This window comes from Paraburkholderia sp. BR10882, assembly GCF_040948855.1.
Classification (GTDB): Bacteria; Pseudomonadota; Gammaproteobacteria; order Burkholderiales; family Burkholderiaceae; genus Paraburkholderia; species Paraburkholderia nodosa_A.
In genome coordinates this window covers 78138-92232 of sequence record NZ_JBFPKP010000018.1, presented here as the reverse complement: position 1 = coordinate 92232, position 14095 = coordinate 78138, and the positions used below count along the sequence as shown (strand labels likewise).

Below are 14095 nucleotides of genomic sequence, written 5' to 3'. Positions count from 1 at the left end.
GAAAGCACCGCGGGGCTCGATTCGCCTGACGAATCGAGCCCCGCGTGCTACGAAGTTGAGTGAGAAGACCGATCAGAAGCGCGTGCGCACGCCCGTCGTCACTTCGACCTGGTTGGTCGCACCGAAGGTCGTGCCCACCGTGTAGCCGCCGTGCAGCTTCATGTAGTCGCCTGCCAGATACACTTCGGTGCGCTTGGACAGGTGATAGAAGATCGAGCCGTAGAGCGTTTCCTTGAAGCCGTTGTGCAGCCCGCTCGTGGGATCGAATGCGCCGATGTTGGCGTTCGGAATATTGCCATCGACGTTATACGCGGCGTTGTGCGTGCGCATTTGCTGGTAGCCGAGTTCGTAGTCCAGCGCGCCCTTCGGCACGAGCTTGAACGAGACCGTCCACGCATTGTCCTGACGCTGGCCGAGCGCCCCCTGATTGCCCCAGTAGCGGAAGTAGCCCGCATTGGCGCGCACGATGCCGATCGTGTAGTTGCCGCCAACCGAGAACGCCTGGTTCGTGTTGCCGTCGCGGTTCACGTGGTTATAGAAGGTCGAGGCCGTCCACGTCGGGGCGTTGTAGCCGAGTGCGAACTGATAGTTCGCGTTATTGCCGAAGCTCGTCGAATTGCCGAAAGCGTAGCCCGCTGCCGCGTAAATACCGTTATCGAAGACCTTCTTCCACGCGAGGCCGTTTTCGTAACGGGTGCCCGTTGCGCTCGCCGCGTAGAAAATCATCTGCTTGAAGTTGTTGGCGTTGGTCCAGCCGCCCTCTTCCGTCGTGAGCTTCGCATTGCCGTACGGGTCGCCGTAGATGGCCGCGGCGTCACGCGCGATGGTGTTCTGGAAGCCCGCCGTGAGCTTGCCGAAGCGCTCGTCTTCCACGCCGACCCAGGCGTCACGGTCGAAGATCTGGCCCGGGTCTTCCATCTGGCCATCGCTCGCGCGGTATTCGCTTTCGAGCCGGAAGATCACCTTCGTGCCGCCGCCGATGTCTTCGGCGCCCTTCAAGCCCCAGCGGCTGCCGCTGAACCACGGTTCGCCGGCAATGCCCATGCCGATCACGTGGTTGCCGTTGGCATCCGCGTGCGATTGATAGGTGGGGACGCTCAGGTCGATGAGGCCGTAGAGTTGAACGCTCGATTGCGCGTGTGCGCCGCTCGCTGCGAGTGCGCCGAAGGTCGCGCCTACGGCAGCGACAGCAAGTTGTTTTCTCTTCAAGATCGTCTCCAGGGGTTGCTTCGTTGGAAGTTTTCATGGACCCGCTGCCATCACTCGCCGGTTTCGGCGAGCCGTGTGAATCAGCGGGTGAGACGAATAGTAGAGAGGTGAATCCTTCGCGATTCTTTCACGAACGATGGGTATTCCTAAGTAGATCCACTAATACCGTAAATAAAGCCGGCCTGCTCAGGCCGCCACCGCCTCTTTCACGCGAAGGATGTAGCCGAGGCCGCGCAGCGTGGTGATCTGCACGCTCGATTCCGCCAGATGCTTGCGCAGGCGATGGATGTAGATGTCGATCGCGTCCACGCTCGGTTCGTCGCTCAGGCTGCAGATGCGATCCAGCAGCGCCTGCTTAGGCACAGCCTTGCCCTGGCGCAGCATGAGTGCTTCGAGGATGGAGTGCTCGCGCCGGCGCAGGGTGAGCGGTGCATCCTTGTGGCGAAACTCGCGCGTGTCGCAAACGTACTGCAGGTCGCCGCAGGTCAGCCAGCCCGACTTCTCGCCAGTCTGCCGCCGTATCAGCGCCTTGATGCGCGCAACCAGTTCGCGGCTGTCGAACGGCTTGACCACGTAGTCGTCGGCGCCCGCGCCGAAACACGCCACCTTGTCGTCTATCGAGCCATGCGCGGTCAGCATGAGCACGGGCACGTTGTTGCGCCTGCGCCGCAAACGATTGAGCACGTCCTTGCCGCTCAGTCGCGGCAGGCGCATATCGAGAAGCACGAGGTCATAGCTCTGCGTGAGCAGCACGGAGTCCGCGGCTTCTCCATCGGCCACGCAGTCCACCGTGAAATTCTCGGCGCGCAGCAGGTTGACGATCCAGTGCGCGAGTTCGGCGTTGTCTTCTACGAGCAGCAGCTTCATGGTCCTTCTTACCCTCCTCATCCGGGCCAGACGGGCAAACGCACCGTCGCGACCAGACCCACCCGCTCGGCCCCCGCGGCAACGCTCACCGAGCCGCCGTGCGAGCGCGCGACCTGATGCACGATGGCGAGACCAAGCCCCGTGCCGTCGGTATCCGCCGCGACGCGATAGAAGCGCTCGAACACGTGCGCACGGGCCTCGGCTGGAATGCCGGGGCCGTTGTCCACCACCTGCAGCATGACCTGCTCCCCTTCGCTGCGGCACACGGCCGTCACGCGGCCGCCCTTGTGCGTATAGCGGATGGCGTTGTCGATCAGGTTGGACACGAGCGAGGCCAGCAGGCCGGTGTTGCCCGCCACGTGCACGTCGTCGTCGAGTTCCGCGCCGAGATCGATGCCGCGCCGCTCCGCCGCCTGGACCATCTCTTCGAGCACGGAAGACACGACCTCGGTGAGATCGACGCGCGTCTGGCTCGGCGACGATTGCGTCATCGATTCCGCCTGTGCGAGCACGAGCAGTTGATTCGTCAACTCCGCCATTTTCTGGCTGGTGCGGCGCACACCTTTGAGTGCGTCGAAAAGCGCGGGATCGTTCGCGTCGCACTGACTCGCGAATTGCGTTTGCGTGGTGAGCAGCGTGAGCGGCGTGCGCAGCTGGTGCGCCGCGTCGGCGATGAACTGCCGCTGCATGGCGGCATGCACCTTGAGCCGCGCGATGCACTGGTTGATCGCCTCGACAATCGGCCTCAGTTCCGACGGCAGATGATCCGGGCGGATCGGCTCCAGTTGCACGGGCTCGCGGTCCGCGACGTCGTCCTTGAGCTTCATGAGCGGCCGCAGCTCGAGCGTAAGCCCGAGCGGCACGAGCAGCGCGACGAGCGCCAGCATGAACCACTGGCGTGCGAGTTGCGGCCTCCACAAGGCGTTGATCATCGCCTCGCGCGACGCGATCGTCTTGCCGACGATCACCATGACGCGTTCGGCCCGGCCCGAGTCGTAGAGCATGCGCTCGTAGGCAACGGCGCGAATCGGCAGTCCCGCATACGCGGTGTCGTAGAACACAGGCACCTCGGCGGTGTTCGCGCGCGGCAATGGCAAGTCCGGCGCGCCGCCCAGCAAGCGGCCATTGCCGGCGAGCACCTTGTAGAACACATGATCCTGCCACGGCGATTCGAACAGTTCCAACGCCGCCGGCGGGATTGTCGCTCTGAGGGAGCCGTTGTCCCAGTCGACGTCTTCGATGATCGTGCGCGCCGAATCCAGCAGCGAATGGTCCTGCACGAGATCCGCGGTCTGCCGCGCGGCATCGTACGACTCGCAGCTCGTCACAACGACAAACGCGGCGAGCGGCACCAGCAGCCACAACAGCAACCGCCCACGCAGGCTATGCACCATGTCGCGCTCTCTCAGATACCGGACCGCCAGACGGCGAGCGCAGGACGGCAGCTCCGGACCTGCTTCATTTCGCGCTGACGAATTCGTTCGTGTAGGTGCCGGACAGATCCACGTGCTTGCCCTTCACCGAGGGATTGAAACTGGAGAGCACCTTCAGTACGGTCGCCGGACCGTCGGCGGGCATCTTGCCGTCTGCGGTGTACATCGGCAGCGAGGCCTTGAGTGCGCTCACATAAAGCGCCTTGTCCTTTTGATAGTCGGCGGGCATTTGCGCGGCGATTTCCTCGGCGCTGTGCGTGTGAATGAATTGCATGGTGCGCACGAACGCGTGCGCGAGCTTCACCGCCTGAGCCTTGTGCGACTGGGCCCATGCGTCCTGCACGTAAAGGCTTGCGGCGGGATAGGTGCCGCCGAGCGCGGCGCGCGTGCCTTCGACCGTGCGCATATCGACGAGCACCTTTGCATCGCCGGCTTTTTGCAGCGCCGATACGGTCGGCTCGGTCGTCATGCCCGCGTCGATGCGCCCCTGCTTGATGGCCGCGATGAAGCTCGCGTCCGCGCCCACCGGCAACATGGTGTAGGCGCTGGAGGCGATGCCATGCTGGCTCGCCAGATACTGCGTGAGAAAACTGGTCGAGGACCCAAGGCCCGTCACGCCGAGCGTCTTGCCTTTGACGTCGGCCATCGACTTGATCGTGCCCGCCGCTTTCGACGACACCAGTTCCACTTCGCCCGGCACCTGGCCGAACACGACGATCGCCTTGACGTCCTTACCCTTGGTCTGCAGGTCGATAGTGTGATCGTAGAAGCCGACCACGGCCTGCACCGCGCCTGCGAGCAGTTCGTTCTCCGCATCCACGCCCGCGGGTTGCGAAAGCAACTCGACGTTCAGCCCTTCGTCGCGGAAATAGCCCAGTTGTTCGGTGAGGCGCGCGGGCAGGTAAATGAGCTTCGTGATACCGCCGACCATGATGGTGATCTTCTCGCCGGCATCGTCGGCGGCATGCGCGCCTTGAAGCGCCATGGCAAACAGCAGGCCACCAGCGAGTGCGACTCGACGCAGCGCGCCAAAACTCAATTGCATTGATTGTCTCCGTCGGGATAGGCCGGTGGCGCGATGCTCGCCACTTCGATCGTTTCGGGGATTCTAGTGATTCAAACCCTTCCCGAAGCTTTCGCGGGTCACGCGGATTTATACGGGATTTCCATGAGCGACGGTGTTATTTATGCTTTTAATTATTCTGAATAAAAATGGCTTTTATTCAGAATGATGACTGCGGTGCAGTCGATTCAAACAGGATTACTGATCGATTTGGTGCAAAGCTGAGAGACCCGGTTCGAGAGTCTCTGCCAAGGGAAATACCGGCCGGGGTTATTGCGGCAGTGCGCCCTTCATGACGCGCACCACGTCGCGGGGCTCAATTCCTGGCCTGCCGACCAGCGAGTCGTCACAGAACGCGCTGGACGGCCCGGGCGGAATCTGTGATGTCCTGCCCGAAACCGGCGACTGTGTTGCAGCCCGCCAAAGCGGCCAAAGCGCCGATCATCGATACCGCCGCCAGAATCCGTCCAATCATGTTCAACTTCCCCTAAGCTCGATTTTTGATTGTTGCGCGGGCGGCCGCTCATGGCCATTCGCCCGCGGAGTCCAGCCCGATTTGAGTCGGCCGGAATTTCGTATTCTGCCTGTGCCGGGTCTTTGCGTGCAAATCGGCAGCGGATGCGGTCACGCGCGGGGGCATTGCGCCGCCCGCGCAATCCGGCAGTTGCTTGAATGCGGCGCTCCTTCTCGAGCAAGGCGCCAACGCCAGCTATTCGCTTTGGGCAGCCGTATGGCGCGATGACGAATCTGATCGAAGCGGGAGCCGATCCGTCCATCGCCGACCCGCAAGGCCGCGATAGCATGGCGATCGCGCGCGAACGCAAGCTGCCGGCGGGTATCATTGAAAAGCTCGAGTCGCTGCAGCGCAAACTGCCTGGGCGTCGCCATTGATCCGCCAGCTTCCAGTCATTTCGACGCCTGCGACGCATAACACAATCACGTAACACAACCACGCAACACAACGGGCCCTCTCGTCAATGCGCATTTTCGGAATCAGCCTTTACGTCATCATCGCGCTGCTTTTTGCAGTGCACGCGATCCGCAACCAGCAGAACATGTACTGGCTGCTGATCCTGTTTCTTTTCCCCGGGCTTGGCAGCCTCGTCTACTTCTTCGTCATTTATCTGCCGAGCCTGCGCCAGTCGCGCGGGGCGAGGGCAACAGGCCGGGCCATCTCGCAACTGGTCGACCCCAACCGCGCCGTGCGCGAAGCGCGCAACGATTTCGACCGCGCGCCGACCGTCGCGCACCGTATGCGCCTGGGCGCTGCGCTGCTCGACGCGGGCAACGCCGTCGAAGCGCTGCAGCACTACCAGGCGGCGGCCACCGGGCCGTTCGCATCCGATCCCGCGTTGCTCGAAGGTCTCGCACGCGCGCAGTTTGCCAATGGCAATACCGCAGCCACGCAGGAGACGCTGGAAAAGCTGTTCGCCCTCCAGCCTGTCGCCCGCCAGCAGCCGGATCCCTCCTTGTTGTATGCACGGGCGCTCGCCGCGAATGGCGCAGCGGGCACCCGCGCCGCGTTCGAAGCCGCGCTCTCGTGCGCGAGCGACGCCGCTCCGCGTTGTCTCTTCGCCGACTGGCTGGCAAAGCAGCCCGGTGACGCCGATCGCCAGCGCTCGCGCGAGCTTTACGCCGAGATCGTGCACGACGCGAAGCACTGGCCGCGTCACGCCCGCGAGCACAATGGCGAGTGGCTGCAACGGGCTCAGGCCGCGTTGAGCCGATAGCGTGCCGAGCAGCGCCGCGGTGTCATGGTGTGCGCCGGTCATCGCGCCTGGAATCGATATGACATGACCTGCCGGATGCGTTCAGTCCGGCGTGTGCGCGTCCATGCGCGCGCACATGCGCCGGTAGGCGGCCGGCGTCATGCGGTACGCGCGGCGAAACCAGCGGCCGAGATGGCTCTGGTCGGCGAAACCCACTTCAGCCGCGACCCGCGCCGGCGTGTGGCCCGCCGCCAGCAGCCTGCGCGCGGCACGCAGGCGCAAGCGCACCAGGTACGCATGGGGCGACGTGCCGAACTCGCGCTGGAACAGGCGCGTCAGACGAAACCGGTCGATGCCCGAGCTATCGACGAGTTCGTCGAGCCCGATGTTCGCGCTCATGTGTTCGTGCAGCAGGTCGCGCACACGGGCAAGGGCGGGCGAAGCGGGGCGCGCCGCTGCGGTCGTATCGAGCAGATGGCCGCCCAGGCGCTCCAGCAAGCAGTCGAGCGCCTCGTCGCGCGCGAGCCGGCCTTCCTCGCCGTATAGCGCAAGAAACGCCCGGCGGATCGACTCGGTCAGGCGCGGGTCGTCAACGAGCGTCTGGCCGAAAGCGGCCGCCACGCCGCCCAGGCCCGCGATGTTCAGCCTGCGCGCCGCACACTCGACCCACGGCTGCGGGAGGTACAGCATCGCGTAGGTGAAGCCGCCCGGTTCGGGCGCGTGGCCGTCGTGCAGCGCGCCCGGTTCGATCAGGATCGCGCGGCCCGGCACGCTCGTATGCAGCGACCGGTGACACTGAAAGCGCTGCACCCCCTGCTCCGTATAGCCGATCAGCATGTCGTCGTGATCGTGGGGATCGTAAGCGTGGCCGCTGAAATGCGCGCGCAGACTCTCGATGCCCGTCTGCGCATCGCGCCGCGCGACGAGCCAGTGATCATTCCGGCCCTCAGTCACCGTGGCGTTCGTCATGGCAAGCCTGGCTCCTCGTTTCCGATTCCTTTCCCAAGGGGACGAGTGTACGCCGGCCATGCGCGGAGGACCGTACGTGGCCTCGTCGGCGTCATCGGCGCCGGCGCTCCATGGGGTTCAGTCGTCGAACTCGCCGGCCTGCAGCGCTTCGTCGAAATCCGTGATCCACGGGGCGAAGTGATCGGTGTCGTAGGTGGCCGTCTTGCCGTTGGCGATCCGTGTGACGGATACCTGGCGAATCGCCGCGCGCTCACCGCCGGCAGCGGTTTTCTCGTTGTCCGAGATCCGGAACTCGCCCAGGTCGAGCCCCCGGCTCGCGAGCACAGCCTTGACGTCTTCCTGCTCATCCCAGGAAAACTCGGCGAAGTCGTGGGCTGTCATGTTCGTCTCCTCCAGGGCGTCATCACGGACTGCACGGCGCGACGGGCAATCCCTCGGCCTTCCAGCGCAACATGCCGCCAGCGAGATTGGCCACCTTGCCGAAGCCCGCCTTGGTCAGCAATACGCTTGCCTGCGCGGAGCGCACGCCGGAGCGGCACACCGCCACGACCGGCCGGTCGCGATCGAGCTCGTCGATGCGCGACATCAGTTGCGAGAGCGGCACGAGTTTCGCGTCGGGCAGATGGCCGAGATGGTCGATGAACTCGGGCGCCTCGCGCACGTCGACGATCTGCAGCGCCGCCGCATGCTCCAGCAGCGCCATGGGCTCGATTTCCCATACGCCGCTGAAGCGCAGCGTGAGCGGCGCCCAGTCGGGCGTTTCCTGGATCGGCGCGTCGCCTTCCGGCTTGCCGCAGCGCAGGTTGGCGGGCACCGCGACGGCCATCTGCTTGGGGTGCGGCAAATTCAGGTTGTGCATGTAGCCCGCGAAGTCGCCGAGATCGACGTCGCCGCCCAGGCGCGGATTGAAGCGCCTCTCCTCCGCCACGCTCGTGACCGTGATGCCGCGATAGTCGTGCGCCGGGTAGAGCAGGCAGTCGTCGGGCAGCGTGAGAATCTGCTCGCGCACGGAAGTAAACAGCTGCTCCGCGCTCCCGCCCTGAAAATCGGTGCGGCCGCAGCCGCGTATCAGCAGGCTGTCGCCGGTAAAGGCCATGCTCGCGTCGTCGAGGACGTAGGTCAGACAGCCGCTGGTGTGACCAGGCGTGGCGCGCACTTCCAGATACCGTTTGCCGAAGGCGATGCGATCGCCGTGCCGCAGCGGACGGTTCACGCCCTCGGCGCCCACCGCGTCGGCGAGCGCGATCTGGCTCCCGCTGCGCTCGCGCAAACGCCACGCGCCCGTGACATGATCGGCGTGCACATGGGTATCGAGCGTCGCCTGCAGGCGCAAGCCCAGCTCCCGCAGCAGCGCGAGGTCGCGCGGCACCTGCTCGTAGACCGGGTCGATCAGCAGCGCCTCGCCGCTTTCGGGGTCGCCGAGCAGGTAGGTATAGGTAGACGATACGGGGTCGAAAAGCTGGCGAAAGATCATCGCGGCTCTCTGCGAAAACAAACGCGTGGTTCACTTTCCAGTATGCCGCATCCGGTATCGGCCCGGCGGCTCCACGTGCGCGATCTACCCGCGTTTCTTCGGCAGAGAACCAAAGAGCCGCAAGGTCGCTCGCCGCGATGCGGCTCATCGATTGCCATTGCCCGGCTCACCCCTGTGCTGCGGGGCGAGCCGTGGGAAGTGACGTGCATTGTTGGCGATCAGTTACCCGTGCGCAACGTCCAGACCGTTGCCGCGTTGGTAGTGTCGTCGACGGCGGCGAACTGCGAGTGGTGCTGGCTGTCCATGCCAAATGCGAGCCCGAACGCGGAACCCGTCGTGGGATCGACCGACATCTGCGCGACGAACTGGCCTTCCACGGTGAATTCGACGATCTCGCTGGGCTGTTGCGCGTCGGCGTTCACGGCGTCGCCATTGGCCGTGACGAGATGCCCGTTGGGCGCGAGCGCAAGGGCAAGCGGTCCGTGCAGGTGGGTATTGTCCTGATAGATCAGCCGCCCCACTCCGCCGCTATGATTCGCACCCGCCGCGCCGTAGATGGCGAACACCGCGTTGTCGCCTGTCGAAGCGACGTAGAGCACGTCGTGCTGGCCATCATAGGCGAGGCCCGTCGGGCCGACGACCAGCGCAGCCGGATCGGTGCGATGCATGTAGCCCGAAGCGACGATGGTCGAGGAGGGCAACTCCTTCACGCCGTCCTCGCCGATCGCAAGGTCTATCCGGGCGACGGTGCCGTCGAGCACGTCCGAGACGAAGACCTTCACGATTTGGCCGCCGTCGAGCACGGTGAGGTCCCAGGGGCCGTCGAGCAGCCGCGCATCTTTCAGTTCCTTGACGAGCCGGCCCTGCGGATTGATGACGAGAAGCGAGCCCGGCGCGATGACGTCCTTGCCGTTCGAGGTCGGCACGTTGCCCACAAGTACGAAGCCGCTTCGCAGCACGGCGAGCGCCGTCGTGAGACCAAGGTTGGCGCCCTGGAAGAACGTCACTGGCGGGCTATTCGGAACGAGCTTCACGATCGTCGTGCCGGTGCCTTGCAGATTCGATTTCGCGTTGAAGTTGGACACCACCACGTCACCGGGCTTGAGCGTACTCCATGAGGGCACGCCAAGCGGTACGAATGCGATGCCGTACGGATTGACGTCGCCATTGGACGGCACGGTCGATGAAGTCGCAAAGGCCGGCGGCAGGATCGCCTGCAGGCCGTCGGCGCGCACGGTCCCAAGCGTCAGGGCGAAGAGCCCGGCGCCCAATGCGAGATGACGCAGTCGCGGCACGAACGCCGCCCGGTTCCAGCCGAAGTATGAACGACATGCAGACAACGAGCGGGAAGCTTTCATCTGACACCTCCTTCTCGCGGGGACGGTCCGGACGCCAGGACGACTCGCGCGGCCAGTGAACGCACCATGCTTCGCGCGCCCCGCGTTTTGCGTAAACGATCCAGCGGCGAGGCTATTCCGCTAGTCGCGCTTCAACGCTTTGCCATTCCGATTTTCGCTTTTGGCGAAACCGCAGGCGCCGAAAGCTGCTCCACCAGAAAATCCACGAACGCCCGCACCCGCGACGTCAAATAACGTGCGTGCGGATACAGCAGGATGAACGGCCGGGTACGCCCCCCCTCCCCGCGCAGCACTTCCACGAGCCGGCCTTCGCGCAGGTCGTCGGCCACGACGAAGCGATACGTCTGGAACAGCCCCGCTCCCGCGCGCGCGAGCGTTACGCCGGCGAGCGCGTCGCCCGACGTTCCGTAACTTCCGCTCGTGATCACGTCGCCATCTTCATTGGCATTGCCGTCGAACGTCCAGGCAAGATGGCGCCCACTACTTGGCAGTTCGAACTGTATGCATTCGTGCGACTGCAGATCCGCCACGGTCTTCGGCACGCCCGCGCGCTTCAGATAGGCGGGCGTGGCCACCACCACCATCTCCGCGTCTTCCAGCTTGCGCGCCACCAGGTTGGAATCGGCGGGCGCGCGCCCGCGGATCGCCAGGTCGAAGCCTTCGTCGGCGAAGTCGATGTTGCGGTTGCTCAGATGCGTGTCGACCTGCACCTCCGGATAGCGCTCGCGAAACGCCGGCAAGAGCGGCAGCACGCGATAGTGCCCGTAGGGCGTGGGCATGCTGATGCGCAGCACGCCAGCCGGCGTGGTCTGTTCGCCCGTGACTTCGCGCTCCGCGTCCACGAGTTGCGAGAGCGCCTGGCGGCACTGCTCGAAGTAGCGCCGCCCCGCATCGGTCAGGCGAATCTGGCGCGTCGTGCGCACGAACAGGCGCACGCCGAGCCGCTCTTCGAGCCGCGCCACGGACCGGCTCACCGCGGCGGGCGTGACGCTCGCCGCATTGGCCGCCAGCGTGAAGCTGCCCAGCTCCGCCGCCTGGCAGAACAGTTCGATGCTGCCCAGCAGCAGATCGTCGAATTTACGTTGCATGCCCTTTTCTCCTGATGGCTCCAGCTCGCGCCAGATGCTTTAGTTCTATTCTGATGCGTCCAACATGAGGCGAATACGCATCGCCACTCGAGGAGAACATGGTGTCCGTCGAACCTCTGCCTGCCTGAAGCCGTCTTTGCCACCGCCTAAAGGAACATCGGCACGCGCATCCATCGCGCGTGCCGATGTTCCCGTTTGCGTCGATCAAATGCCGCTCAAGCCCATACCGACTGCAGCCGTGCGATGCTCTCGCGCGTCTCGCGCTCCAGTTGCGCCACCAGCTCCGCCGCCGGCAACGCGCGCGCGAGCGGCGCGGCCTGGCCCGCCCACTGCGCGCCGTAGCCGAATTCACCCCTGGCCTTCGCAGCCGCGATCAGCGCCTTGCCCGCGTCGTACGTGATCGGATAAGACGGAACGCGCGGCGCCTTCGGATCCTCGCCAAGCGCGGTGAAGCGATTGACGATGCTGCGCGCAAGCCGCCCCGAGATTGCCGAGGTGAACGTCGTATGGCGCGCGGGGTCGCCGAGCAAGGCGGCGCGATAGCCTTCGTCGGCCGCGCTCTCCGGGCAGGCCACGAACGCCGTGCCCAGTTGCGCCGCCTGCGCGCCCAGAGCGAGCGCGGCCGCGATGCCCGCGCCGTCCATGATGCCGCCCGCCGCAATCACGGGCACGTCGAATTCGCTCACCAGCAGGCGCGTGAGCGCGAACGTGCCGAGGCCGTCGTCGCGGGCGTTCTGATCGAACACGCCGCGATGGCCGCCCGCCTCCACACCCTGCGCGACGATCGCATCCACGCCCGCCTCCACCGCTGCGGCCGCTTCGTCGAGATTCGTTGCGCTCGCAAACAACCGGACGCCCGCGTGCTTGAGCTCGGCGATCACCGCATCGGGCGGCAGGCCGAAATGGAAGCTCACCACGGCCGGCTTCTCTTCGAGCAGCATGGACTGCATGGCCTTGTCGACGACGAAGCTCATGTAGATCTCCGAGAGCGAGGCAGGCGGCTTCGCGCCGTATTGCTCGAACACCGGCGCGAGCCAGTCGAGCCACGCGCGCTCCACGGCCGCGTCGGGCGTGGCCGGGCGATGGCAGAACACGTTGATGTTGAACGGCTTCGCCGTCAGCTCGCGCGTCTGGTGGATCGCGCGACGCGCGTTCTCCGCGTTCATCGCGGCCACGCCCAGCGAACCGAGCGCGCCCGCATTCGACACGGCGGCGGCCAGCGCCGGCGTGGTAGTGCCCGCCATGGGCGCCTGGATGATCGGCTTCTGAATGCCGAGCGAGCGCAGCAACGCCCGCTGGTCCACTTGAGTACTCATGTTGCGTTCCCTCCGGATCCGTTCCCGTTTCAAGCGTGAGCGCGGCGCTGCGCCCAGTGCGCGAGTCCGCCGCATGCGACCAGCAGCGCGCCGGTCGCGAAGAACACGGCGTGCAGACCGAAGTGAACGCCGACCACGCCGCCGATCACCGGCCCCACCACCTGGCCGCTGAATTGCGCCGACTGCAAATAGCCGAGCATGCGGCCCGTTTTGCTTTCGTCTACCGACTGCCGCGCGAGCTTGCCGATGGAAGGCAAGAGCCCCGCGAGCGTCATGCCCATCACCACGCGCAGGCCCGCGAGCTGCCACCAGTGTGTGACGAACGCTTGCGGCACCATCGCGAGCCCGGTGAGCACGAGGCAGGCGACGATCACGCGCCAGCTCCCGAAGCGGTCGGCCAGTGCGCCGAGGCGCGCCGCCGTGAACATGCTGCCAAGCGCCGAGCATGCCATGACCACGCCCGCCACGCGCGCGAGATGCGCCGCGCCCACGCCCAGACTGCCGATATACACCGTGATGACGGGCTCGATCGACATGTTGGCGAGCAGCACCATCATCGCGGTCACGAGCAGCGCGGCCACCACCGCATAGTCGGGGCGGCGCGCACCGCTGGCCGAACCGGCCGCCGCGTTGCTTGCGTGCGGTTTCGCGTCGCTTTCTGGATGAAACTCTTCCTTCACGACGAAGATGGTCAGGAGCGCCGCCACGGCGATCATCGCGCCGCCGGCGAAAAAGGTGCCGCGAATGCCGATCCACCCGGGCAGCACGCCGCCCACCAGCGGCCCGACGAGATTGCCCGCGAGCGCGCCCGTGGAAAGAATGCCGAGCGCCCAGCCCGCGCGCTCGCGCGGCGCCTGGGTGCCGACCATCACCGTGGAAGCCGACGCGTAGCCACCTACGAGGCCGGCGATCAGACGCAGCGCGACGAGCTCGTACACATTGTGCGCCACGCCGATCATCGACATCACCACGGCCATGCCGATGGCCGCGCGCACGAGCATGGGCTTGCGGCCATAGCGGTCGGCAAGGCGGCCCCAGATCGGGGCGGTGAGCGCCGTGCCGAGGAAGGTCGCGCCGAATGCCACGCCCGACCACTGGATCACGGCGGACTGCGAGCTCACGCCGAGCTGCCGAACGTAGAGCGGCAGGAATGGCAGCAGCATGCTGAGGCTCACGAGCGTCGTGAACGAGCCGATCACGCACACGACGAGATTGCGCCGCCAGTACTGCGCATTGCGCTCCGAGTAGCCGCGCGGTTGCGGCTTTGACTGCCGCAGCGCAGGCGCGGGCGAGGAAACAGTGGTATTCACTTGGCCCTCAACGCAGAGAAGAGATCGACGAAGAGCACGAGCACGAGCGCCGCGGCGCCGATCGCGACCAGCGCGAGGTAGTCGCCACCGCTCGACGAGAACACGAACGACAGGCCGTACGCGGCAACCGCCTGCATCACGGCGAAGCTCGTCGTGGCGGAGACCCCGTTGCAGGCCGCAGGCGCGGACGGATTCGAGACGGCTTGATGCATTGCGACTCCCAGGAGCGAATGCAATGAAGCACCCGCTGAACATGGGAGCCAGTCTAGGTTAGATCGCGCAGCGAGAGAATCACCGCG

Annotated in this window: 14 protein-coding genes; 2 read left to right on the top strand and 12 right to left on the bottom strand. The window is 65.5% G+C overall.

Translation table 11 applies throughout. From position 1 onward, the window contains the following. Positions 1-72 precede the first annotated feature (72 nt). The 4 genes from AB3X99_RS32285 to AB3X99_RS32270 all read right to left on the bottom strand — a co-directional run bounded on the left by AB3X99_RS32285 (position 73) and on the right by AB3X99_RS32270 (position 4554). A complete protein-coding gene (locus AB3X99_RS32285) occupies positions 73-1212 on the bottom strand; it encodes a porin (protein ID WP_256094921.1) in 1140 nt (379 codons plus the stop codon). 183 nt (positions 1213-1395) lie between these two features. Beyond that, complete coding sequence (locus tag AB3X99_RS32280; RefSeq protein ID WP_069266954.1) at positions 1396-2076, bottom strand: response regulator; 681 nt, start codon at positions 2074-2076, stop codon at positions 1396-1398. A 17-nt stretch (positions 2077-2093) separates the two neighbouring features. Beyond that, the gene (locus tag AB3X99_RS32275) at positions 2094-3470 is read right to left on the bottom strand and encodes a sensor histidine kinase N-terminal domain-containing protein (RefSeq protein WP_368619211.1); all 1377 of its coding nucleotides are present in this window, start codon (positions 3468-3470) and stop codon (positions 2094-2096) included. Between the two features lie 64 nt (positions 3471-3534). Beyond that, positions 3535-4554 carry an ABC transporter substrate-binding protein gene (locus AB3X99_RS32270; RefSeq protein WP_069266956.1) on the bottom strand — a complete coding sequence of 340 codons (1020 nt, stop codon included), beginning with the start codon at positions 4552-4554 and terminating at the stop codon, positions 3535-3537. Positions 4555-5310: 756 nt separating this feature from the next. On the opposite strand from AB3X99_RS32270, the gene AB3X99_RS32265 reads away from it, so the two are divergent. Then, positions 5311-5463, top strand: coding sequence for a hypothetical protein (locus tag AB3X99_RS32265; protein ID WP_342949442.1), 153 nt, complete (start codon positions 5311-5313; stop codon positions 5461-5463). 86 nt (positions 5464-5549) lie between these two features. Next, a complete protein-coding gene (locus tag AB3X99_RS32260; protein ID WP_069266957.1) occupies positions 5550-6302 on the top strand; it encodes a hypothetical protein in 753 nt (250 codons plus the stop codon). Positions 6303-6383: 81 nt separating this feature from the next. Here the strand turns inward: AB3X99_RS32260 and AB3X99_RS32255 are convergent, their stop codons facing one another. From AB3X99_RS32255 to AB3X99_RS32220, 8 genes are all read right to left on the bottom strand, one after another. After that, positions 6384-7250, bottom strand: a complete 867-nt coding sequence (locus AB3X99_RS32255; protein WP_069266958.1) for an AraC family transcriptional regulator — start codon at positions 7248-7250, stop codon at positions 6384-6386. A gap of 117 nt (positions 7251-7367) precedes the next feature. Beyond that, entirely contained in the window at positions 7368-7631 is a 264-nt protein-coding gene (locus tag AB3X99_RS32250) for a hypothetical protein (RefSeq protein ID WP_069266959.1), read from the bottom strand. A 22-nt stretch (positions 7632-7653) separates the two neighbouring features. Continuing rightward, positions 7654-8724 (bottom strand): MBL fold metallo-hydrolase, encoded by a 1071-nt coding sequence (locus AB3X99_RS32245; protein WP_069266960.1) that lies wholly within the window; start codon positions 8722-8724, stop codon positions 7654-7656. 218 nt (positions 8725-8942) lie between these two features. Continuing rightward, positions 8943-10082 carry a hypothetical protein gene (locus AB3X99_RS32240; RefSeq protein WP_368619210.1) on the bottom strand — a complete coding sequence of 380 codons (1140 nt, stop codon included), beginning with the start codon at positions 10080-10082 and terminating at the stop codon, positions 8943-8945. Between the two features lie 131 nt (positions 10083-10213). Continuing rightward, the gene (locus tag AB3X99_RS32235) at positions 10214-11170 is read right to left on the bottom strand and encodes a LysR substrate-binding domain-containing protein (RefSeq protein ID WP_368619209.1); all 957 of its coding nucleotides are present in this window, start codon (positions 11168-11170) and stop codon (positions 10214-10216) included. A gap of 215 nt (positions 11171-11385) precedes the next feature. Further along, on the bottom strand, positions 11386-12486 hold the full coding sequence (locus AB3X99_RS32230) for an NAD(P)H-dependent flavin oxidoreductase (protein WP_368619208.1): 1101 nt from the start codon (positions 12484-12486) through the stop codon (positions 11386-11388). 29 nt (positions 12487-12515) lie between these two features. Next, complete coding sequence (locus tag AB3X99_RS32225) at positions 12516-13796, bottom strand: MFS transporter (protein ID WP_368619207.1); 1281 nt, start codon at positions 13794-13796, stop codon at positions 12516-12518. Next, positions 13793-14008 carry a hypothetical protein gene (locus AB3X99_RS32220; RefSeq protein WP_368619206.1) on the bottom strand — a complete coding sequence of 72 codons (216 nt, stop codon included), beginning with the start codon at positions 14006-14008 and terminating at the stop codon, positions 13793-13795. The genes AB3X99_RS32225 and AB3X99_RS32220 overlap by 4 nt, the downstream gene beginning before the upstream one ends. Positions 14009-14095 lie beyond the last annotated feature (87 nt).

What these genes read in the sequence shown, in the direction of transcription:
- AB3X99_RS32250 (WP_069266959.1), bottom strand. Translation starts at nt 7,631, where the DNA reads ATGACAGCCCACGACTTCGCCGAGTTTTCCTGGGATGAGCAGGAAGAC.
- AB3X99_RS32240 (WP_368619210.1), bottom strand. Translation starts at nt 10,082, where the DNA reads ATGAAAGCTTCCCGCTCGTTGTCTGCATGTCGTTCATACTTCGGCTGG.
- AB3X99_RS32275 (WP_368619211.1), bottom strand. Translation starts at nt 3,470, where the DNA reads ATGGTGCATAGCCTGCGTGGGCGGTTGCTGTTGTGGCTGCTGGTGCCG.
- AB3X99_RS32235 (WP_368619209.1), bottom strand. Translation starts at nt 11,170, where the DNA reads ATGCAACGTAAATTCGACGATCTGCTGCTGGGCAGCATCGAACTGTTC.
- AB3X99_RS32255 (WP_069266958.1), bottom strand. Translation starts at nt 7,250, where the DNA reads ATGACGAACGCCACGGTGACTGAGGGCCGGAATGATCACTGGCTCGTC.
- AB3X99_RS32265 (WP_342949442.1), top strand. Translation starts at nt 5,311, where the DNA reads ATGACGAATCTGATCGAAGCGGGAGCCGATCCGTCCATCGCCGACCCG.
- AB3X99_RS32220 (WP_368619206.1), bottom strand. Translation starts at nt 14,008, where the DNA reads ATGCATCAAGCCGTCTCGAATCCGTCCGCGCCTGCGGCCTGCAACGGG.
- AB3X99_RS32270 (WP_069266956.1), bottom strand. Translation starts at nt 4,554, where the DNA reads ATGCAATTGAGTTTTGGCGCGCTGCGTCGAGTCGCACTCGCTGGTGGC.
- AB3X99_RS32230 (WP_368619208.1), bottom strand. Translation starts at nt 12,486, where the DNA reads ATGAGTACTCAAGTGGACCAGCGGGCGTTGCTGCGCTCGCTCGGCATT.
- AB3X99_RS32245 (WP_069266960.1), bottom strand. Translation starts at nt 8,724, where the DNA reads ATGATCTTTCGCCAGCTTTTCGACCCCGTATCGTCTACCTATACCTAC.
- AB3X99_RS32280 (WP_069266954.1), bottom strand. Translation starts at nt 2,076, where the DNA reads ATGAAGCTGCTGCTCGTAGAAGACAACGCCGAACTCGCGCACTGGATC.
- AB3X99_RS32260 (WP_069266957.1), top strand. Translation starts at nt 5,550, where the DNA reads ATGCGCATTTTCGGAATCAGCCTTTACGTCATCATCGCGCTGCTTTTT.